16 protein-coding genes are annotated in these 22,371 nt (G+C 59.0%); 11 read left to right on the forward strand and 5 right to left on the reverse strand.

What is annotated here, in order from left to right; all coding sequences use genetic code 11:
- Window positions 1-23: 23 nt before the first annotated feature.
- Window positions 24-1,928, reverse strand: a complete 1,905-nt coding sequence (locus M6G53_RS14670; RefSeq protein ID WP_253332498.1) for an ABC transporter ATP-binding protein — start codon at window positions 1,926-1,928, stop codon at window positions 24-26.
- Between the two features lie 5 nt (window positions 1,929-1,933).
- On the reverse strand, window positions 1,934-4,060 hold the full coding sequence (gene rlmKL, locus M6G53_RS14675; protein ID WP_253332500.1) for a bifunctional 23S rRNA (guanine(2069)-N(7))-methyltransferase RlmK/23S rRNA (guanine(2445)-N(2))-methyltransferase RlmL: 2,127 nt from the start codon (window positions 4,058-4,060) through the stop codon (window positions 1,934-1,936).
- A gap of 103 nt (window positions 4,061-4,163) precedes the next feature.
- Here rlmKL and M6G53_RS14680 point away from each other — a divergent pair, with 103 nt between their 5' ends.
- Complete coding sequence (locus tag M6G53_RS14680; RefSeq protein ID WP_253332502.1) at window positions 4,164-5,267, forward strand: YcbX family protein; 1,104 nt, start codon at window positions 4,164-4,166, stop codon at window positions 5,265-5,267.
- A 6-nt stretch (window positions 5,268-5,273) separates the two neighbouring features.
- Here the strand turns inward: M6G53_RS14680 and M6G53_RS14685 are convergent, their stop codons facing one another.
- Complete coding sequence (locus M6G53_RS14685) at window positions 5,274-5,822, reverse strand: cell division protein ZapC (protein ID WP_004928171.1); 549 nt, start codon at window positions 5,820-5,822, stop codon at window positions 5,274-5,276.
- Window positions 5,823-5,998: 176 nt separating this feature from the next.
- On the reverse strand, window positions 5,999-7,009 hold the full coding sequence (gene pyrD, locus M6G53_RS14690) for a quinone-dependent dihydroorotate dehydrogenase (protein ID WP_253332505.1): 1,011 nt from the start codon (window positions 7,007-7,009) through the stop codon (window positions 5,999-6,001).
- 258 nt (window positions 7,010-7,267) lie between these two features.
- Between pyrD and ssuE the strand changes: the two genes are divergently transcribed.
- The 5 genes from ssuE to ssuB are packed head-to-tail and all read left to right on the forward strand — an operon-like array spanning window position 7,268 to window position 11,580.
- Window positions 7,268-7,846: an NADPH-dependent FMN reductase gene (gene ssuE / locus M6G53_RS14695; RefSeq protein ID WP_253332507.1), complete on the forward strand. Its 579-nt coding sequence runs from the start codon at window positions 7,268-7,270 to the stop codon at window positions 7,844-7,846.
- A gap of 23 nt (window positions 7,847-7,869) precedes the next feature.
- Window positions 7,870-8,835: a sulfonate ABC transporter substrate-binding protein gene (locus M6G53_RS14700; protein ID WP_253332509.1), complete on the forward strand. Its 966-nt coding sequence runs from the start codon at window positions 7,870-7,872 to the stop codon at window positions 8,833-8,835.
- Between the two features lie 20 nt (window positions 8,836-8,855).
- Window positions 8,856-10,004, forward strand: coding sequence for an FMNH2-dependent alkanesulfonate monooxygenase (gene ssuD, locus M6G53_RS14705; protein WP_253332511.1), 1,149 nt, complete (start codon window positions 8,856-8,858; stop codon window positions 10,002-10,004).
- Window positions 10,005-10,015: 11 nt separating this feature from the next.
- Window positions 10,016-10,810: an aliphatic sulfonate ABC transporter permease SsuC gene (gene ssuC, locus M6G53_RS14710; RefSeq protein ID WP_253332513.1), complete on the forward strand. Its 795-nt coding sequence runs from the start codon at window positions 10,016-10,018 to the stop codon at window positions 10,808-10,810.
- Window positions 10,807-11,580, forward strand: coding sequence for an aliphatic sulfonates ABC transporter ATP-binding protein (gene ssuB, locus M6G53_RS14715; protein WP_253332515.1), 774 nt, complete (start codon window positions 10,807-10,809; stop codon window positions 11,578-11,580). The genes ssuC and ssuB overlap by 4 nt, the downstream gene beginning before the upstream one ends.
- 54 nt (window positions 11,581-11,634) lie before the next feature.
- Here ssuB and pepN read toward each other — a convergent pair whose 3' ends face one another.
- Complete coding sequence (pepN, locus tag M6G53_RS14720; RefSeq protein ID WP_253332517.1) at window positions 11,635-14,253, reverse strand: aminopeptidase N; 2,619 nt, start codon at window positions 14,251-14,253, stop codon at window positions 11,635-11,637.
- 334 nt (window positions 14,254-14,587) lie between these two features.
- Between pepN and M6G53_RS14725 the strand changes: the two genes are divergently transcribed.
- The 5 genes from M6G53_RS14725 (at window position 14,588) to M6G53_RS14745 (ending at window position 22,206) form a co-directional block, all read left to right on the forward strand.
- A complete protein-coding gene (locus M6G53_RS14725) occupies window positions 14,588-16,288 on the forward strand; it encodes a GGDEF domain-containing protein (protein ID WP_253332519.1) in 1,701 nt (566 codons plus the stop codon).
- Between the two features lie 255 nt (window positions 16,289-16,543).
- A complete protein-coding gene (gene pncB, locus M6G53_RS14730) occupies window positions 16,544-17,749 on the forward strand; it encodes a nicotinate phosphoribosyltransferase (protein ID WP_253332521.1) in 1,206 nt (401 codons plus the stop codon).
- Between the two features lie 216 nt (window positions 17,750-17,965).
- Window positions 17,966-19,366, forward strand: a complete 1,401-nt coding sequence (asnS, locus tag M6G53_RS14735; protein ID WP_253332523.1) for an asparagine--tRNA ligase — start codon at window positions 17,966-17,968, stop codon at window positions 19,364-19,366.
- 301 nt (window positions 19,367-19,667) lie between these two features.
- Window positions 19,668-20,771 carry a porin OmpC gene (gene ompC, locus M6G53_RS14740; RefSeq protein WP_301286219.1) on the forward strand — a complete coding sequence of 368 codons (1,104 nt, stop codon included), beginning with the start codon at window positions 19,668-19,670 and terminating at the stop codon, window positions 20,769-20,771.
- Window positions 20,772-21,015: 244 nt separating this feature from the next.
- Window positions 21,016-22,206, forward strand: a complete 1,191-nt coding sequence (locus M6G53_RS14745) for an amino acid aminotransferase (RefSeq protein ID WP_253332525.1) — start codon at window positions 21,016-21,018, stop codon at window positions 22,204-22,206.
- The last annotated feature ends 165 nt before the right edge of the window (window positions 22,207-22,371 follow it).

Below are 22,371 nucleotides of genomic sequence, written 5' to 3' on the forward strand. Positions count from 1 at the left end.
GCGCGCGGGCGGTATCGCAACGGTCAGCCGTTTTTCATCGCTTCCAGCTCTTCCCAGCGGGCGAAGGCCTGCTCCAGCGCCTGCTCGGCGTTAGCCAGTGCCGTCAGCACTTCTTGCGTTTCGCTATGCGGCCGCGTGAAGAAGTCTGCATCGCTCATCTGTGCCTGCAACGCTTCGATTTCCACCTCCAGCTGTTCGAGCCGCTGCGGCAACTGTTCCAGTTCGCGCAGCAGGTTGTAACTCAGCTTGGCCGCCGCTTTTTTCGGCTGTTCGGCCTTTTTCTCCGCCGCCGGTTTGCTCGCGCTCGGCGCCACCTGACGAATCGGTTTCGCCGTGGCGCGCTGATGATGCGCATCGTAATAGCCGCCGACGAAGGCGTTGATCACGCCGTTGCCTTCAAAGATCCAGCATTCGGTCACCGAGTTGTCGACGAACTGACGATCGTGGCTGACCAGCAGCACGGTGCCCTGATAGCCGTCGATCAGTTCTTCCAGCAGTTCCAGCGTTTCGACGTCGAGATCGTTGGTTGGTTCATCGAGGATCAGCAGATTGCTCGGTTTCAGAAACAGCTTAGCCAACAGCAGGCGGTTACGCTCACCGCCCGAAAGTGCCTTCACCGGCGTCATCGCGCGTTTCGGGTGGAACAGGAAGTCCTGCAGATAGCCCAACACGTGGCGCGGGCGGCCGTTGACCATCACTTCCTGCTTGCCTTCCGCCAGGTTATCCATCACCGTACGTTCCGGATCGAGATCGGCGCGGTGCTGGTCGAAATAGGCCACTTCCAGCTTGGTGCCGCAGTGCACGCGGCCGCTATCGGCTTTCAGCTGACCGAGCATCAGTTTCAGCAGCGTGGTTTTGCCACAACCGTTCGGCCCCACCAGCGCAATCTTGTCGCCGCGCTGTACCTGTGCGGAGAAACCGCGCACCAGCACTTTTTCACCGACCTGATAATTGACGTCTTCCAACTCGAACACGATTTTGCCGGAGCGGGTCGCCTCTTCCACCTGCATCTTGGCGGTGCCCATCACTTCACGGCGCTGCGAGCGCTCGACGCGCAGCGCCTTCAGCGCGCGCACGCGGCCCTCGTTACGGGTACGGCGCGCCTTGATGCCCTGACGGATCCAGACCTCTTCCTGCGCCAGCTTGCGATCGAACTCAGCGTTTTGCAGCTCTTCCACCCGCAGCGCTTCTTCTTTGCTCTGCAGATACAGATCGTAGTTGCCCGGCCAGGAAACCAGCTTGCCGCGATCAAGATCGACGATGCGCGTCGCCATGTTGCGGATAAACGAACGGTCGTGCGAGATGAAGACGATGCTGCCGTCGAACTCTTTCAGGAAGCCTTCCAGCCAGTCGATGGTTTCGATATCCAGGTGGTTGGTCGGTTCGTCGAGCAGCAGCACGCGCGGCGAGCTCACCAGCGCGCGGCCCAGCGCCGCTTTGCGCAGCCAGCCGCCGGAGAGCGAGGAGAGCTCGGCGTCGCCGTTCAGCCCCAGCTGCAGCAGCACTTCGCTGATGCGGCTGTCGAGCTGCCACAGCCCCTGGTGATCGAGGATCTCCATGATTTGCGCCATGCGCGCCAGGTTTTTTTCGCTCGGGTCGCTCTCCACCAGGTGGGAGATCGCGTGATACGCCTTCAGGTGTTCCGCCTGCTCCGCGACGCCTTCCGCCACGAAGTCGAACACGCTGCCGCCGATATTGCGCGGCGGATCCTGTTGCAGGCGCGCCACGATCAGATCCTGTTCGTAGATCACCCGGCCGTCGTCCAGCGGGATCTCTTTGCCGAGGATCTTCAGCAGCGTGGACTTACCGGCGCCGTTGCGCCCGACCAGACACACGCGCTCGTTGTCTTCGATATGAATTTCGGTGTTGTCTAAAAGCGGCGCATCGCTGAAAGAGAGCCAGGCGCCGGACATGCTGATTAACGACATAGTAATTATTTTCCTTCGCCGGCGTGAGTCACCAGCCAGCAGTTGTGGATCTGACGGTTACGGGCAAAGTCCTGCGACAGCGTCTTGGCGGTGATCTCTTTCGCCTCCAGGCCCAGCGCGCTCAGCCCTGCCATATCCATTTGGAAACCGCGCTTGTTGTTCGAGAACATGATGGTCCCGTTGCGGCGCAGCAACCGTTTCAAATCTTTCATCAGCGCCAGATGATCGCGCTGCACGTCAAAGGTGTTCTCCATCCGCTTGGAGTTGGAGAACGTCGGCGGATCGATGAAAATCACATCGAACTGTTCGTTGGCGTTGCTCAGCCACGACAGGCAGTCGGCCTGGATCAGCCGATGCTGGCGGCCGGTCAGGCCGTTGGCGCGCAGGTTCTTCTCCGCCCATTCCAGATAGGTACGCGACATGTCCACCGTGGTGGTGCTGCGCGCGCCTCCCAGCCCGGCATGCACGCTGGCGGTGCCGGTATAGGCGAACAGGTTCAGGAAGTCCTTGCCGTTACTCATCTCGCCCAGCATGCGGCGTGCGATGCGGTGATCGAGGAACAGGCCGGTATCGAGATAGTCGGTCAGGTTGACCCACAGCTTGGCGTTATACTCTTCCACCAGCAGGAACTCGCCCTTCTGCGCCAACTTCTCGTACTGGTTCTTGCCCTTCTGCCGCTCGCGGGTTTTCAGGATCAGCTGATTCGACGGCAACTCCAGCACCGCCAGCGTCGCGTTGATCACATCGAACAGGCGCTGACGCGCTTTTTGCGCATCGACGGTTTTCGGCGGCGCATATTCCTGCACCACCACTTTGCTGCCATAGCGATCCACCGCGACGTTGTATTCTGGCAGATCGGCATCGTACAGGCGGTAGCATTCAATGCCCTGCTGTTTCGCCCACTTGTCGAGCTTCTTCAAGTTCTTGCGCAGACGGTTGGCGAAATCTTCCGCCACCTGCACGCCGCCGGTAGTGGCGCCGGCCGGGTTCGCCGCCAGCTGATAGTTTTTCTGCACGCACTCCAGCGGGCCGTTTTTCGCCTTGAACTGGCGCTCGGCGCGCAGCTGCAGGCAGCTCAACAGCTCCGGCGAGGCGCTGAACAGCGAAAGCTGCCAGCCACCGAAGGCGCTTTTCATCACGCGCCCCAGCATGTTGTGCAGCGCGATCAACGCCGGTTCGCTTTCCAGACGTTCACCGTACGGCGGGTTGCTGATTACGGTGCCGTGCGGGCCTTCCGGCAGTGGATTGGTCAGGCGCGCCACGTCGCCGACGTTGAAGGTGATCAGCTCGGCGACGCCGGCGCGGCGGGCGTTGCCGCGCGCCATTTCAATCACCCGGCGATCGATATCGGAACCGAAGAAACGGGAGGCGGTTTCCTGCAGGCCACGGCGTGCGCGCACCTGCGCTTCGGTGGTGACTTCACGCCACAGTTCGGCGCTGTGGCCGTTCCAGGCACTGAAGCCCCAGTGTTGGCGGTGCAGGCCCGGCGCGCGATCGGCAGCGATCATTGCCGCTTCGATCAACAGCGTGCCGGAACCGCACATCGGATCGAGCATCGGCGTGCCCGGCTGCCAGCCGGAACGCAGTACGATGGCGGCCGCCAGGTTTTCCTTCAGCGGCGCCTGGCCGGTGAGATCGCGGTAACCGCGCTGATGCAGGCCTTCGCCGCTCAGATCGAGCGCCACGCTGGCCATATCGCGTTGCAGGAACACGTTAACGCGAATATCCGGCTGCTGCTTGGCAACCGTCGGACGTTGGTCGAGCTTGCGGGTGAAGCTGTCGACGATGGCGTCTTTCACCTTCAGCGCGCCATACTGGCTGTTGCGGATCTCTTCGTTCACACCGCTGAAATGCACGGCAAAGGTTTTATCCACGCCAAAAATGCTCGGCCAGTCGATCGCCTGCACCCCGAGGTACAGATCCAGATCGCTGTGCACGCGGAATTCGTTCAGCGGCAACAGAATGCGCGAAGCCAGGCGGCTCCACAGCAGGCTTTGGTACAGAAGACGATCGTCACCCTGAAAATGTACCCCACCCTGCACCACTTTGCAGTCGTGAGCGCCAAGCGCTTCCAGCTCGCTTTTTAACAGTTCTTCCAATCCACGCGCCGTGCTGGCAAACAGAGAGTTCATATCGTGCTTATCACCAAAAAGAAAATTGTTGCGCATTATAGCTAATCCGCACCGCTTGTCATAAAGTTGCTCCCTTCTATTTAATAATCGCACGGAGATAAGGGTGATCACGCTTTCCAGACTCTACGTCCATCCGGTTAAATCACTGCGCGGCCTGCAGCTTTCTTACGCCCAGGCTGGCAGCAGCGGTCTGGCCTTCGACCGCAACTTTATGCTCACCGAACCGGATGGCACCTTTATTACCGCGCGCCAATACCCGCAGCTGGTGCTGTTCACGCCGGCGCTGCTGCCGGACGGGCTGTTTCTGACCGCGCCGGACGGCGAAAGCGCCGCCATTCGCTTCAGCGACTTCGCCGCCGCGCCGCAGCCGACCGAAGTGTGGGGCAACCATTTCACCGCGCTGATCGCGCCGGATGAGATCAACCGCTGGCTGAGCGGCTATTTCCAGCGCGACGTGCAGCTACGCTGGCTGGGGCCGGAGTTGACCCGCCGAGTGAAGAAGCACCCTGAAATCCCGCTGACCTTTGCCGACGGCTATCCTTATTTGCTGATTAATCAGGCTTCGTTCAACGATCTGCAGCAGCGCTGCCCCGGCAGCATCAAGCTGGAGCAGTTCCGTCCCAATCTGGTGGTGAGTGGCGCTACCGCCTGGGCCGAAGACGGCTGGCAGGTGATCCGCGTAGGCGATGTCATGTTCGATCTGGTGAAACCCTGCAGCCGCTGCGTGCTCACCACCGTCAGCACCGAACGCGGCCGCAAACACCCGAGCGGCGAACCGCTGAGCACGCTGCAAAAATTCCGCTCCGCCGACAACGGCGACATCGACTTCGGCCAGAACATGATCGCGCGCAACAGCGGCATCATCCGCGTGGGCGATACGGTGGAAGTGCTGTCGACCAAGCCGCCGCGCCCTTATGGCGCCGGCAAAGTGGTGGAGAGCGTGCAAGCGCCGCAAGACAGCGAGCACAGCGTCACTATCGAATACGAAGGAAAGGTGTTTACCGGCAACAACCAGCAGATCCTGCTCGAGCAGCTGGAACAGCAAGGCATCCGCGTACCTTACTCCTGCCGCGCCGGGATTTGCGGCAGTTGCCGCATTACGTTGCTGAGCGGTGAAGTCGCGCCCCTGAAGAAAAGCGCACTGGGCGACAACGGCACCATCCTGTGCTGCAGCTGCATCCCGAAAAGTGATTTGACGTTGGCGTAATCCGCCTTATACCGCCCTGTCGTAAGCCGGGGCGGCGCTTTCATCCTGCGCGCAGGGTTTCAGCCGATCGTGCATCACCTTGATGGCGTCGCCCAATACCATGGTGCGGCCGGCGACCGTCAGCTGATTTTGCGCCAGCAGGCACAGGCTGGCGTTATCCCCGGCCTCCACCACCAGCAGGCGCGCTTCCGCGCCGCTTTCCATCACTTTCACCGCCGCCAGCTCGCCGTTTTTCGGTTGCAACGGGTAGTGCTGCTGCGAAAAATGCCAGCTCTTCGGCATCAGCGGTTTCAGAAAGCGGTAGGCGACCAGCGCATTCAACACCAGCTCGGCGCGCTGCTCATGACTCAGTTTGACCTGTTTGCACTGTTCTTCATAGGTGAAATAAAGGGCGGCGTCGTCTACGCAAAAAGCGCATTCATCGAAAGCGTCCGGCGTTAACATTTTAGCCGGGAAACGTGAGCGAAAGATCATACCATTAGCTAAATCCAGCATTAGCCGATCGTGTTCGGCATCAAAATACCAACGCCAATTATCGTCAGGTTTTATCTTCATTTCGTATCCTTCTCGCTGCCTATGCCAACGCCGCACTCACCCTAAAAGGCGATTTTATCACCGATAACGTTGCTTAAACATCGGATAATTCCGCGAACGATATTTATGCTAACGAACAAAATATAGACGAGCCGGGGGCAGAAATAAACCCCCGGAATAAAATGAAAGGAAAAAGATTAGATATGGGTAACGATATCTTTAATCAAGCGCGGGCCATGATAGATAAATCCGGAATAAATTTGCAGCAGGCTCGCACCGGCCTCCATTTTTTCGCGCGCCGCCGTCAGCGAGTCGATACCGCCCACGCCGATAATCGGCAGGCGCCCTTGCAGTTCGCTGGAGAGACGACGGATCACTTCGGTGCTGCGTGATTGCAACGGACGCCCACTTAGCCCGCCCGCTTGTTCACAGTAATTCAGCCCCTGGATCAATTTTCGATCCAGCGTGGTATTGGTGGCGATCACGCCATCGATATTATGCCGCACCAGGCTATCGGCAATTTGGATCAATTCTTCTTCTGAAAGATCCGGCGCGATCTTTACCGCCACCGGCACATATTTGTGATGGCGCGCATGTAATTCCTGCTGCTTATTTTTAATCGCAGCCAAAAGATCGTCCAGCGCTTCGCCATACTGTAAGGATCGTAACCCCGGCGTATTCGGTGAAGAGATGTTAATCGCGATATAACCGGCATACGGATAAACTTTATCCATGCAGATCAGATAATCGTCTTTACCCTGCTCAACCGGGGTGTCTTTATTCTTGCCGATATTGATCCCGAGAATACCGCCAAAATGGGATTTCTTAACGTTTTCAACCAGATTGTCCACGCCATGGTTATTGAACCCCATGCGGTTGATCAGGCCTTCCGCCTCAACCACGCGGAACAAGCGCGGCTTGTCGTTGCCTGGCTGCGGGCGCGGCGTCACGGTGCCGACCTCCACGTGGCCGAAGCCCATCGCGCCGAACGCATCGATGCACTCGCCGTTTTTATCCAGACCGGCGGCCAATCCCAGCGGGTTTTTAAACGACAGCCCCATGCAGCTGACCGGTTTGGTCGGCACGGACTGGCGGACAAGAAACGCTAATGGGGTGCCGGTAATACGGCTGAGCTGACGAAAGGTCACTTCATGCGCGCGCTCCGGATCGAGCTGGAACAACGCTTTCCTGATGAGGGGGTAGTACATGGACTCTCCTGATTTCCCGGTTGCAAACCGGGGGCGTATTATCCGGTATCCCCCGCCCAATTGGAATTGATTAAAGGCAAAAAAAGCCGTTTTTACGCAACCGTTTTCTCTCTTCGCCGCCAAATCGGCGCCAATCCGCTTTTGCGCATATCCAAATCAAAAAATGAGATTTAAAAAACGCGCCCGGTTGCTGGTAGGTTTAAAACACTTCCTGTTGATTTTCTAATTAAACCTAACTTTTAGTTATAAGGAGTGGCAATGCGCGTTATATCCCTGGCCGGCAGCCCACGCATCCCATCACGTTCCGCAGCGCTGCTCTCGCTGAGTCAGAACTGGCTGCGGCAGCAAGGGGTGGAGGTGACGGCCTATACCCTGCACGACTTCGAGGCCGAAGATCTGCTGTACGCCAACTTCAACAGCCCGGCGATCAAGGCGTTTGCCAACCAGCTCGCTCAGGCCGACGGCCTGCTGATTTCCACGCCGGTCTATAAAGCCTCATTCTCCGGCGCGCTGAAAACCCTGCTGGATCTGCTGCCGGAACGCGCTCTGGATCATAAGGTGGTGCTGCCGCTGGCGACCGGCGGTTCGGTCGGCCACATGCTGGCGGTGGACTATGCGCTGAAACCGGTGCTGGCGGCGCTGAAAGCGCAAGAGGTGCTGCACGGCGTGTTCGCCGACGACAGCCAGATCCAGCTGACCGGTGAAGGCGCCACGCTCACCGACGCCGTCGCCGCCCGGCTGGAGGAGGCGCTGGCCAGTTTTTATCTGGCGCTTGGCCGCCGCAAACCGCCTGCGCTGCACGTCGCCTCATCGCTGGCGGCGCGTCAGACCGCCTGAACGCCTGGAAAAGGAGAGCCCGAATGAAAGAACGCATCGCTTTACGGCGCTGGCTGAGCGCCGCCACCCTCACCGGCCTGCTGTCGCTGGTCTGGGCCAACGCCGCCGCAGCGCAGGATCCGGCGCAGTTCCGCATCGGCTACCAGAAAGGATCGGTCAGCCTGGTGCTGGCGAAGAGCCACCGGCTGCTGGAGGAACGCTTCCCCGCTACCCGCATCAGTTGGATCGAGTTTCCCGCCGGACCACAGATGCTGGAGGCCTTGAACGTTGGCAGCATCGATCTGGGCAGCACCGGCGATATTCCGCCGATCTTCGCACAGGCCGCCGGTGCGGATCTGCTGTATGTCGGCGTCGAGCCGCCTAAACCCAAGGCGGAAGTGATCCTGGTGCCGGAAAACAGCCCGATCAAAACCGTCGCCGATCTGAAAGGCCATAAGGTCGCTTTCCAGAAAGGATCCAGCTCGCACAATCTGCTGCTGCGATCGCTGCAAAAGGCCGGCCTGCAGTTCACCGATATCCAGCCTGCCTATCTGACGCCCGCCGATGCGCGCGCCGCCTTCCAGCAGGGCAACGTCGACGCCTGGGCCATCTGGGATCCTTACTATTCCGCCGCGCTGCTGCAGGGCGGCGTGCGGGTGCTCGGCGACGGCACCAATCTGAACCAGACCGGTTCCTTCTATCTGGCGGCGCGCCCCTATGTCGAAGCCAACGGTGCCTTTATCAGCCAGGTCTTGGCGGTGCTGACCCAGGCCGACGCGCTCACCCGCAGCGACCGGGCGCAAAGCGTGACCCTGTTGGCCAACGCCATGGGGCTGCCGGAGGCGGTGATCGCCAGCTATCTGGATCATCGCCCGCCGACCGCCATCACACCGCTCGATGCGCATACCATCGCTGCGCAGCAGCAAACCGCCGACCTGTTTTACGCCAACCGGCTGGTGCCGGTGAAGGTCGACATTTCGCAACGCATCTGGCGCCCAAGCGCGCAATAAACAATGGGAGAACATTGACGATGAGCCTGAACGTTTTCTGGTTTTTACCCACCCACGGCGACGGCCACTATCTCGGCAGCGCACAGGGCGCACGCAGCGTCGATCACGGTTATTTGCAACAGATCGCCCAGGCGGCGGATCGGCTGGGATTCGGCGGCGTGTTGATCCCCACCGGCCGCTCGTGCGAAGACTCCTGGCTGGTGGCCGCCTCGCTGATCCCGGTTACCCAGCGGCTGAAGTTTTTGGTCGCGCTGCGGCCGGGCATCATCTCCCCTACGCTGGCGGCGCGCCAGGCGGCGACGCTGGATCGCCTGTCCAACGGGCGTGTGCTGTTCAATCTGGTCACCGGCGGCGATCCGGAAGAGCTGGCGGCCGAGGGGCTGCACCTCAGCCATGAAGAACGCTACGAAGCCTCGACCGAGTTCACCCACATCTGGCGCCGGGTGCTGGAAGGCGAAACCGTCGATTTCGACGGCAAGCATATTCAGGTAAAAGGCGCCAAACTGCTGTTCCCGCCGGTGCAGCAGCCGCGCCCGCCGCTCTATTTCGGCGGCTCCTCCGCCGCCGCGCAGGATCTGGCCGCCGAGCAGGTAGAAATGTACCTCACCTGGGGGGAACCGCCGGCGCAGGTCAAAGAGAAAATCGCAGAGGTGCGCGCCAAAGCGGCGGCGAAAGGCCGCCAGGTACGCTTCGGCATCCGCCTGCATGTCATCGTGCGGGAAACCACCGAAGAGGCCTGGCGCGCCGCCGATCGGCTGATCGCGCACCTCGATGAGGAAACCATCGCCAACGCGCAGCAGGCCTTTGCACGCTTCGACTCCGTCGGCCAACGGCGCATGGCGGCGCTGCACGGCGGCAAAAAGGATAACCTGGAGATCAGCCCGAACCTGTGGGCCGGCATCGGCCTGGTGCGCGGCGGCGCAGGCACCGCGCTGGTGGGCGACGGCCCGACGGTTGCGGCGCGCATGCGGGAATATGCCGAGCTGGGCATCGACACCTTTATTCTCTCCGGCTATCCGCATCTGGAAGAAGCCTACCGCGTCGGTGAACTGCTGTTCCCGCACCTCGATCTGGCGCAGGAGGAAACGCCCGCGCGCCTTCAACCGGTGCGTCCGCACGGGGAAGTGGTGGCCAACATTTATGTTCCGCAAAAAGTGTCGCAGAGCTGAGGAGCACCCCGATGGCAAATCACGCGCAACGCATTCTGTATCGGCTGGCTCCCTGGGCGCTGCCGCTGGTGCTGGTGATCGTCTGGCAGCTCGCCGTGGAAACCGGCTGGCTGTCCAACCGCATTTTGCCGGCGCCGAGCGCGGTACTGGCTGCCTTTTGGCGCCTGAGCCAAAGCGGCGAACTGTGGCAGCATCTGAGCATCAGCAGCCGGCGCGCGTTGATTGGCTTTGGCATCGGCGGCAGCATCGGGCTTACCCTCGGCTTTATTACCGGGCTGTCGCGCTGGGGCGAACGCCTGCTGGACAGCTCGGTGCAAATGATCCGCAACGTGCCGCACCTGGCGCTGATCCCGCTGGTGATCCTGTGGTTCGGTATCGATGAATCCGCCAAGATCTTTCTGGTGGCGCTCGGCACGCTGTTCCCGATTTATCTCAATACCTATCACGGCATCAAAAACATCGATCGCGGCCTGCTGGAGATGGCCCGCAGCTACGGCCTGAGTGGGTTTCGCCTGTTTACGCAGGTGGTGCTGCCGGGTGCGCTGCCGTCGATTATGGTCGGCGTGCGTTTCGCTCTCGGCTTCATGTGGCTGACGCTGATCGTCGCCGAAACCATTTCGGCCAATTCGGGCATCGGCTACCTGGCGATGAACGCGCGTGAATTCCTGCAAACCGACGTGGTGGTGGTGGCGATCGTGCTGTACGCCCTGCTCGGCAAGCTGGCAGACGTGGGCGCACAGCTGCTGGAACGCGTCTGGTTACGCTGGCACCCGGCCTATCAACTGAAACAGGGAGAAACGCTATGACCCTTCCCGCTCGTCTTGCGCAAGGCACGCCGGTGACGCTGGAATCCATCGGCAAACGGTACGGCAACCGCACGGTGCTGGACAATATTCAGCTGCGCATTTCCGCCGGGCAGTTCGTGGCGGTGGTCGGCCGCAGCGGCTGCGGCAAAAGTACCCTGCTGCGCCTGTTGGCCGGCCTGGAACAGGCCAGCAGCGGCGTGCTGCTCAGCGGCAACGCGCCGCTTGCCGCCGTTAAAGAGGATACCCGGCTGATGTTTCAGGATGCACGCCTGCTGCCGTGGAAAACGGTGATCGACAACGTGGGCCTGGGGCTGCGCGGCCAGTGGCGCGATGCGGCGCTGCAGGCGCTGGACGCGGTCGGCTTGGCGGATCGCGCCCACGACTGGCCGGCGGCGCTGTCCGGCGGGCAGAAGCAACGGGTCGCGCTGGCGCGCGCGCTGATCCACCGCCCTCGCCTGCTGCTGCTGGACGAACCGCTCGGAGCGCTGGATGCCCTGACGCGCATCGAGATGCAGGGGCTGATAGAAACGCTGTGGCAACAGCACGGTTTTACCGTACTGCTGGTCACGCACGACGTCAGCGAAGCCATCGCGCTGGCGGATCGGGTGATCCTGATCGAAGAGGGGCGCATCGGGCTGGACCTGGCCCTCGATCTGCCGCGGCCACGCCGCAAGGGGTCAGCCCGGCTGGCAGAGCTGGAGGCCGAAGTGCTGGAACGGGTATTATCGCCGCCGGCCTCTGCGGCCAGCCCGCGCCAGGCGGCGAATTGAACGGATAAAAAAGGGACGGCGCAGGCCGTCCCTTATCTATACGGCACGAAAAGATCAGGCGTCGAGCGCCTTGCTGATCTTCTCGTACAGATCGCCGGACAGGTTTTCCAGCCCTTTCAGCTGTTCCAGCGCCTTGCGCATCAGCGCCTGGCGGCTCGCGTCGTAACGCTTCAGGCGAATCAGCGGTTCGATCAGGCGCGCGGCGATCTGTGGGTTGCGCTGGTTGAGATCGCTGAGGATCTCCGCCAGGAACTGATAGCCGCTGCCGTCCGCCGCATGGAATGCCGCCGGGTTGCCGGACGCGAAGCCACCGATCAGCGAACGGGTGCGGTTCGGGTTACCCAGGCTGAACGAGCGGTGTTGCAGCAGCGCACGCACCTTGCTCAGCACGTCTGCCGCCGGGCTGCCGCCCTGCAGCACGAACCATTTGTCCATCACCAGGCCATCCTGATGCCAGCGCTCGTCGAACGCCGCCAGCAGCGCATCGCGGCACGGCAGCTGGGCCGCGACCGCAGCAGACAGCGCCGCCAACGAATCGGTCATGTTATCCGCCTGGCGATACTGTTCGCTCACCAGCTGATCCGCCAGCGCCACATCTTCGCCGAACGCCAGGTAGCCCAGGCACACATTGCGCAAAGCGCGCTTGGCGATCTCGCCGTGCTCCACGCGGTAGCCATCGGTCTTGTTGGCGTGGTACACCGCCAGCCACTCATCGGCCAGCTCCCGTGCCAGGCAACGGACGATCGCTTCGTGCACCGCGGCGATCGCTTCCGGATCGATAGTCGCAAACAGCTCGGCGATTTCGTTCTCCGAAGGCAGCGTCAGGATCTGCGCCGCCAGCGCCGGATCCAGCTTCTCGTCCAGCAGCACCGCGCGGAATGCGTCGGCCACGTGCAGCGGCAGCGACAGCGGCTGCTTCTGCTGGTGCCGCGCCACGTTCAGCTTGATATAGGTCGCCAGCAGGCTCTGCGCCGCATCCCAGCGCGCAAATTCATTGCGCGCGTGCTGCATCAGGAAGGTCAGCTGCTGATCGCTGTACGGATAGTCCAGCTTCACCGGCGCGGAGAATTCGCGCAGCAGCGACGGCACCGGCTTGTGCGCCACGCCGTCGAACACGAAGGTCTGCTCCGCTTCAATGACGTTCAACACGTTGTTGACCGGCAGGCCGCCCTTTTGCAGCGCAATGACGTTGCCTTCGCTGTCGTACAGTTCGATATCCAGCGGGATATGCAGCGGCAATTTCTCCGGTTGATCGGCGGTCGGCGCGGTTTTCTGGCTGACGTGCAGGCGATACTGTTGGGTTTGTGCGTCGTACTCGTCGCGCACCGTCAGCAGCGGCGTACCGGACTGACTATACCAACGGCGGAAGCGCGACAGATCCACGTTGGACGCGTCCTCCATCGCCTGCACGAAATCGTCGCAGGTGGCAGCGCTGCCGTCGTGGCGTTCGAAATAGAGCTGCATCCCTTTCTGGAAGTTCGCTTCCCCCAGCAAGGTGTGCATCATGCGGATCACTTCGGAACCCTTTTCATACACCGTCAGGGTGTAGAAGTTGTTCATCTCGATCACTTTATCCGGGCGGATGGCGTGCGCCATCGGGCTGGCGTCTTCGGCAAACTGCGCGCCGCGCATCACACGCACGTTATCGATGCGGTTGACCGAACGCGATCCCAGATCGGAACTGAACTCCTGATCGCGGAACACCGTTAGCCCCTCTTTCAGGCTGAGCTGGAACCAGTCGCGGCAGGTCACGCGGTTGCCGGTCCAGTTGTGGAAATATTCGTGGCCGATCACCGCTTCAATGTTGAGGTAATCCTTGTCAGTGGCGGTTTCCGCCTTCGCCAGCACATATTTGGAGTTAAAGATATTTAACCCTTTGTTCTCCATCGCGCCCATATTGAAGAAATCGACCGCCACGATCATATAGATGTCGAGATCGTATTCCAGGCCGAAACGGGTCTCGTCCCACTTCATCGAATTCTTCAGCGAGGTCATCGCCCAGTCGGCGCGATCCAGGTTCCCGCGATCGACGAACAGTTCCAGCGCCACCTTACGGCCGGAGCGGGTGGTGAAACTGTCGCGCAGCACGTCGAAATCCCCCGCCACCAGCGCGAACAGGTAGCAAGGTTTCGGGAACGGATCCTGCCATTGCACCCAGTGGCGGCCATCGGCCAATTCGCCCTGGCCGATACGGTTGCCGTTCGACAGCAGGAACGGATAGCGCGCCTTGTCGGCCACGATGCGGGTGGTAAAGCGCGCCAGCACGTCCGGACGATCCTGATAATAGGTAATGTGGTGGAAGCCTTCGGCTTCGCATTGCGTGCACAGCGCCTCGCCGGACAGGTACAGCCCTTCCAGCGCGGTGTTTTTCGCCGGGTGAATGTCGTTGACGATGGTGAGAGTGAATTGTGCCGGCAACGCTTCGATGATCAGCTGGTTATCCTGCTGACGGTAGGCGCTCCACGGTTGCCCGTCGACCTCAATGCTCACCAGCGTCAAATCTTCGCCATCCAGCACCAGCGGGGCACCGGCCGCACCCTGACGTTTGATTTTACTGACGGCGGTCACGCGCGTGGTTTCCGCGTCCAGATTGAAATCCAAATCGATATCGGTCGTGGTGTAATCGGGGGCGCGATAATCGTGGCGATATTTTGCCTGTGGCTGTTGTGTCATAAAAACCCTTAAACGTCTCAGTGAGTTATAGGTTTCAGGCCGCTCTTCTCCTCCGCACCGCAGCCGGTATGTTCCCTGCGGCGCGCGGCGGCCTGATTGTGAATAAACTGTATCACAGCTGGCCGAAAAACCCAGAGCCGCCGGGCAACCACGAGAGAGAAATCAGAGGCAAATCATAAATCGCCCGCCCGCCGACAGCGCGGGTGACCAATGGCTAAATAAAAATCAGCATTTAATGCTAAAAAACCGCCGTCCGGACGCGCCGGCATAGTTGAGGCGACGCAGGCGGCATGGTGGTATAATTGCCGAATCAGGCCCAGGGATGACTCGCATTATGAAAATCAAATACGCAATCTATTTTTTTACCCTGTGCCTGATGACCTCCTTCTCGCTGTTCATCGTCGAGGAGCTGCTCGAAGCCCATACCGACTACCGCGACAACCAGCTCAACCTGTATAAAATCGATCGCGCCAAAGAAATCTCCGAGGCCTTTCAGGCCTCGCTGCAGGCTCACCGCCTCAAACGATTGAGCCTGATCGACCCGCAAATCACCCGCGCGCAATGTTTGGCCGCCGATCGGCTGGCGCGCGAAAAAATCACCCGGATCCGCGAGCATCTGAACGATGCGATCGCCAGGCAACTCGGGGTGCGGCAAAAAATCGCCGCGCTGTCGATGATCGGCCTGATGGAACAGCTGTTGGATAATGACAACCTGCAGCTTTCGCAGGTCAACAACGCCAACGCCAATCTGTTCAACATCAACAGCGCCTATTACATCTCGCAGACCAGCAAGAGCTATTACCGCTACACCTACGATACCCGAATGGTGGATACCGACTCCTTTATGTTTCTCGAGGCGATCCGTCTCAACAACCGACTGAATATGTCGCTGACGGAATTAAGCGATCAGATTATCGACGTCAACGTCAGTCCGCTCGATCGCAAAGATGCCTATCTGAAGTCCATTCAGTTGACCGGCGTTCTGAACGCGCTGAGCACCCGATTGATCTTCATGAAGCTCAACTACGACGACGTGCAAACCACCGACCTCGTCAATCAGTTGCTCGCCCTGGTGTCGGCCGAACGCCTCAAGCAAATTACCGATGGGTTATACACCGCCATCAATACCCAAAAACCCTATCCCGCCGCGCTTATTTCACGCTATGTCAACGAGCTGAGCGGGCTTTCGCAGGCGCTGTATCAACGCAGCTTCGAGCTGGAAACCGTTGCCTCGCGTCACAAGATTTATGACAGCCAGACCACCATTTACGGCATGATCGCGCTCGCCGGTCTGGTGGTATTGCTGTTCATTCTGCCGGCCCTGGTGTTCTGCACCAACATCAACCGCTGGCTGACCAAGACCCACAACAATATCGTGCGGCTGTCGCGCGGCGAGATGAATATCGATCGCAATGACGCCTTCTACAGCCGGGAACTTATCGCCATCAGCGACGCCATTCAGCAGCTCAGGCAATATCAACTGGACAAGGTCTCGCTGGAGAGCGAGAAGCAGCTGCTGATTAAAGAGCTTGAGGCCTCTTCTTTCCTCGACCCGCTCACCAACATCTACAACCGCCGTAAATTCTTCCTTGAATGTCAGCTGCTGGGCAACGGCAGCTATCCGCAGGCCTTTTGCCTGATCGATATCGACAATTTCAAACAGCTCAACGACAGCTACGGCCACGACGTGGGGGACCGAGCGCTGGTGGCATTCGGCCACCTGCTGCAGCGCGCGTTCCGCGCCAGCGACATTTTCTGCCGCTACGGCGGCGAAGAGTTCGCGGTGCTGCTGGGCAACTGTTCGTTGGACAACGCGCGGGACATTATGGAACAGCTGCGCGCCCGTACTCATCGCCTGACGCTGAATCTGGCCGACGGACGGCAAGTGCGTTTCACCACCAGCTGCGGCATTGCGCCGGTCAATACGTTCACCGCGTTGCAGCCGGCGATCAAACAGGCGGACGAAGCGCTCTATTTTTGCAAAAAGAACGGCAAGGATCGGGTCAGCGTGCATACCCAGGCCGGCTTTATCTGATCCGCTGTTTAAAATAATTAACATTATAATTTTTATGACTAATTAGGCTAAGTCATTCACCTTACAGACATATCTGGCTTTTTTTCGCCGCCGCCGCCGCCAGGCCGCTATAAAGGCACGTTTAATCCTCGACCCGCTTTGGTGATTTATGGTGTGATGCAGCTTCAATAACAGGATAATCCGGGTATACTCCACCCCCACTTTTATGATTATCCGGATTTGGACACGCGCCTGACGAGGATGCTGTAACGCGCTATGACTCAATACGCTTCCCCGATTTTGACATCACTGCTTGATACCGACGCTTATAAGCTTCATATGCAGCAAGCAGTGTTCCATCGCTATCCCGCGATCAGCGTGGCGGCGGAATTCCGTTGCCGCGGCGACGAGCTGCTGGGCGACTATGCCGACGAGATCCGCGCGCAGGTGGCGCTGATGAGCCGGCTGGCGCTGACCGACGCCGAATTCGCTTACCTCTCGGGCCTGCCCTTCTTTCGCCAGGATTACCTGAACTGGCTGCGAACGTTCCGCTACGATCCGCAGCAGGTCACCATCGACAACCGCGACGGCCAGCTGCAAATCCGCATCGCCGGGCCATGGCGGGAAGTGATCATGTGGGAAGTGCCGCTGCTGGCGGTGATCAGCGAGGTGGTGCACCGTCGGCGCTCTCCGCTGGCGACGCCGGAACAGGCGGTGGCGCACCTGCAAACCAAGCTGGCGCAGTTCAAGACGCTGGCGGGCGATCTGGATCTCTCGCGCTTCAAACTGATGGATTTCGGCACCCGTCGCCGCTTCTCTCAGCGTGTACAGCAAGCCATCGTCAGCACATTACAGGCCGAATTCCCGTACCTGTCGGGTACCAGCAATTACGATCTGGCGCACCAACTCGGCCTGACGCCGGTCGGCACTCAGGCGCATGAGTGGTTCCAGGCGCATCAGCAGATAAGCCCGGTGTTGGCCAACAGCCAGCGCGCAGCGCTGCAAGCCTGGCTGGATGAATACCCGGATCAGCTCGGCATCGCCCTCACCGATTGCATCACCATGGATGCCTTCCTGCGCGACTTCGGCCCGCAGTTCGCCGAACGTTATCAGGGGCTGCGCCACGATTCGGGCGATCCCGTCGAGTGGGGCGAAAAAGCCATCGCCCATTATCAGAAGCTGGGCATCGATCCGATGAGCAAAACGCTGGTGTTCTCGGACAACCTGGACCTGGAAAAAGCGCTGGCGCTCTATCGCCACTTCTATCAACGCATCAATCTCGGTTTCGGCATCGGCACACGCCTGACCTGCGACATTCCGGGCGTCAAGCCGCTGAATATCGTGATCAAACTGGTCGAGTGCAAAGGCAAACCGGTGGCCAAACTCTCCGACAGCCCCGGCAAGACCATCTGTCAGGATCAGGCATTCGTCAGAGCCCTGCGTAAGGCCTTCGATCTGCCGCTGGTGAAGAAAGCCAGCTGATCCTTCTTCATATATAGAGAGAAAAAGCCGGCCGGTTTGCACGCCGGCTTTTTTGTGTTTATCCCGAACGCCCTCTTTTCAGCCAGCCGCGATAAATGTTGCGCCAATCCGATGATTTCTGCTTGTGCTCTGCACTGCGGCAAGTAACATAGCCATTACCCCCATATTCTTGGGTTGTAAGCTATTTCTAAACCAAATTATTAAAGAGAGAAATCTATGAGCGTAGTGCCTGTAGTCGACGTACTGCAAGGTCGTGCTGCGGTTGACAGTGAAGTCACCGTACGCGGCTGGGTACGTACCCGGAGAGATTCAAAAGCTGGTATCTCCTTCCTGGCCGTCTATGACGGTTCCTGCTTTGATCCGTTACAGGCCGTCGTTAATAATTCTCTGCCGAATTATCAGGATGAAGTGCTGCACCTGACCACCGGCTGTTCGGTTGAAGTCACCGGCAAGGTCGTCGCGTCACCGGGCGAAGGCCAGAGCTTCGAACTGCAGGCCACCGCGATCAACGTGGTCGGCTGGGTCGACGATCCGGACACTTATCCGATGGCGGCCAAACGCCACAGCATCGAATACCTGCGCGAAGTGGCCCACCTGCGCCCGCGCACCAACCTGATTGGCGCCGTGGCGCGCGTGCGTCATACCCTGGCGCAGGCGATCCACCGCTTCTTCCATGAAAATGGCTATTTCTGGGTGTCCACTCCGCTGATCACCGCCTCCGACACCGAAGGCGCCGGCGAGATGTTCCGCGTATCTACGCTGGATCTGGAAAACCTGCCGCGCACCGACAAAGGGGCCGTCGACTTCAGCGAAGACTTCTTCGGTAAGGAAGCCTTCCTCACCGTTTCCGGCCAGCTGAACGGCGAGACCTACGCCTGCGCGCTGTCCAAGGTTTACACCTTCGGCCCAACCTTCCGCGCCGAAAACTCCAACACCAGCCGCCACCTGGCGGAATTCTGGATGATCGAACCGGAAGTGGCCTTCGCTACGCTGGACGACGTCGCCGGCCTGGCCGAAAGCATGCTGAAGTATGTGTTCCAGGCGGTGCTCGATGAACGCGCCGACGACCTGAAATTCTTCGCCGAGCGCGTAGATAAAGACGCAATCGCGCGTCTGGAGCGTTTCGTCTCTTCCGATTTCGCCCAGGTGGACTACACCGACGCCATTGAGATCCTGCTGGCTTCCGGCCAAACCTTCGAAAACCCGGTTTCCTGGGGTATCGATCTCTCTTCCGAACATGAACGTTACCTGGCGGAGAAACACTTCCAGGCGCCGGTGGTGGTGAAAAACTACCCGAAAGACATCAAAGCGTTCTATATGCGCATGAACGAAGACGGCAAAACCGTCGCCGCCATGGACGTGCTGGCGCCGGGCATCGGTGAAATCATCGGTGGCTCTCAGCGTGAAGAACGCCTGGACGTGCTCGACCAGCGTCTGGAAGAGATGGGGCTGAATAAAGAAGACTACTGGTGGTATCGCGATCTGCGCCGCTACGGCACCGTGCCGCATTCCGGTTTCGGCCTGGGCTTTGAACGTTTAATCGCCTATGTCACCGGCGTGCAAAACGTGCGCGATGTGATTCCATTCCCGCGCACACCACGTAACGCAAGCTTCTAATTCATACGATCATACGTTTTTTAAACGATTTCGTTACAAAACAAAGGCCAGCATCGCTGGCCTTTCGCATTTTTTAATATTGACGCACGTCACAAAGTTCCCTAAAAATTACATTTAGTTACACATACTTTCTTTTTGCAACCTCATTGGGACATTGGTATCATTTTCGTCCTAGATTAACCCGCCTGTGAATGGAACACTGCGTTCAGACACAGGACGACACCAATCTATCAACAATAGTTCCCAAAGAATTATTGGCGGCAGTGGCAAAGGTGTCCGAATAACACCAATGAGGGTAATAATGATGAAGCGCAACATTCTTGCAGTGGTAATCCCGGCTCTGTTGGCTGCTGGTGCAGCAAACGCAGCTGAAATCTACAACAAAGACGGCAACAAGCTGGATCTGTACGGCAAAGTTGACGGTCTGCACTACTTCTCCAAAGACGAAGGTAATGACGGCGATCAAACCTATGTTCGTTTTGGCTTCAAAGGTGAAACCCAGATTACTGACCAACTGACCGGTTACGGCCAGTGGGAATACAACGTTCAGGCCAACCACTCTGAAAGCCAGGGCGACAAAGGCAACAAAACCCGTCTGGGCTTCGCCGGCCTGAAATTCGCTGACTACGGCTCCTTCGACTACGGCCGTAACTACGGCGTACTGTACGACGTGGAAGGCTGGACCGATATGCTGCCAGAGTTCGGTGGCGATACCTACACCAACTCCGACAACTTCATGACCGGCCGTACCAACGGCGTTGCGACCTATCGTAACAACAACTTCTTCGGTCTGGTTGACGGCCTGAACTTCGCTCTGCAATACCAGGGTAAAAACGAGAACGATAGTCGCGGCGTTACCAAACAAAACGGCGATGGCTGGGGCATCTCCTCTACTTATGACATCGGCGAAGGTGTAAGCTTCGGTGCTGCATACGCCTCTTCCAACCGTACTGAAACCCAGAACAACGGCTCCCACGGCGCAACCGGCACGAAAGCGGACGCTTGGACCGTGGGCGCGAAATACGACGCCAACAACGTTTACCTGGCCACCATGTATTCTGAAACCCGCAACATGACCCCGTATGGTGACTCTGACGTCAACAACGGTCAGATCGCGAATAAAACTCAGAACTTCGAAGTGACTGCTCAGTACCAGTTCGACTTCGGTCTGCGTCCAGAAGTGTCTTACCTGCAGTCTAAAGGCAAAAACCTGGGCACCACTTACGGTGACGACAAAGACCTGGTTAAATATGTTTCTGTTGGTACCACTTACTACTTCAACAAAAACATGTCCACCTACGTTGATTATAAAATCAACCTGCTGGATGGTAACGATGGCTTCTACAAAGCCAACGGTATCGGCACTGACAACATCGTAGCAACTGGTCTGGTTTACCAGTTCTAAGTTGTCTCACTTAACGGCGGTTCACCGTCGGCTAAGTTAAAAAACAGGGCTTCGGCCCTGTTTTTGTTTGTGTCAGCCGGTAACTTTTTATCCTGCCAATTTCCCCTTCCCCATCATTTTTTCTGTCTAACTCTGCCCCTTCACAAGATCGCGGTGTTTTTATCGCAAACGGTTGGCAAAGCCGGTAACTGGCGCTACCCTGATGCTTCTGTCTGCCTAACTCCGAGATTTGGAAGCACCTGACATGTTTGAAAAAATCACCGCCGCACCCGCCGACCCGATCCTGGGCCTGACCGACATTTTCCGCGCCGACGCCCGCCCGAATAAAATCAATTTAGGGATTGGCGTTTATAAAGACGAAACCGGTAAAACCCCGGTGCTGACCAGCGTGAAAAAAGCTGAGCAGTATCTGCTGGAAAATGAGACCACCAAAAACTATCTCGGCATTGAGGGCATCCCGGCATTCGCCAGCTGCACGCAAGAGCTGCTATTTGGTAAACAGAGCCCGATCGTCGCCGAAGGCCGCGCCCGTACCGCACAGACGCCAGGCGGCACCGGCGGCCTGCGTGTGGCGGCAGACTTTATCGCCAACCAGACCAACGCCAAGCGCATCTGGATCAGCAACCCAAGCTGGCCGAACCACAAGAACGTCTTTGGCGCCGTGGGCCTGGAAGTGCTGGAATACGCCTACTACGACGCCGTCAACCATGCGTTGGATTTCGACGGCCTGCTGAACAGCCTGAAACAGGCGCAGGCCGGCGACGTAGTCCTGTTCCATGGCTGCTGCCATAACCCGACCGGTATCGATCCAACGGCGGAACAGTGGGCCCAACTGGCTGAGCTTTCCGTCGCCAATGGCTGGTTGCCGCTGTTCGACTTCGCTTATCAGGGCTTCGCCAACGGTCTGGAAGAGGATGCGCAGGGCCTGCGTATTTTCGCCGCTAAACATAAAGAGCTGATCGTCGCCAGTTCCTACTCGAAAAACTTCGGTCTGTACAATGAGCGCGTCGGCGCTTGCACCATTGTGGCTGCCGACGCCGAAACCGCCGATCGCGCCTTCAGCCAGGTGAAAGCGGCGATTCGCGCCAACTACTCTAACCCGCCGTCGCACGGCGCCGCCGTTGTCGCCACCATTCTGGGCAACGACGCGCTGCGCGCCATGTGGGAGCAAGAACTGACCGATATGCGCCAGCGCATTCACCGCATGCGTCAGCTGTTCGTGAATACCCTGCAGGAGAAAGGCGCGCAGCAGGACTTCAGCTTCATCATCCAGCAGAACGGCATGTTCTCGTTCAGCGGCCTGACCAAAGAACAGGTGCTGCGTCTGCGCGAAGAGTTCGGCGTCTACGCCGTGAATTCGGGCCGGGTGAACGTGGCCGGCATGACGCCGGACAACATGGCGCCGCTGTGTGAAGCCATCGTCGCGGTGCTCTAAAGCATCGACGCAGGTCATAAAAAAAGGGGCGCTCTATGCCTGTCTCTTGATCAGATCTCTTGCTCGAGAGACTTGGCCAGCAGATAACCCTCAAGGATGGTTTGCAGTTTGAACCATCCTTCCCATAATCTCTCCCATCCCACTCGACCCGTGCGTTTACTGTCG

The sequence above is a fragment of the Serratia nevei genome (assembly GCF_024160145.1).
Lineage (GTDB): Bacteria > Pseudomonadota > Gammaproteobacteria > Enterobacterales > Enterobacteriaceae > Serratia > Serratia nevei_A.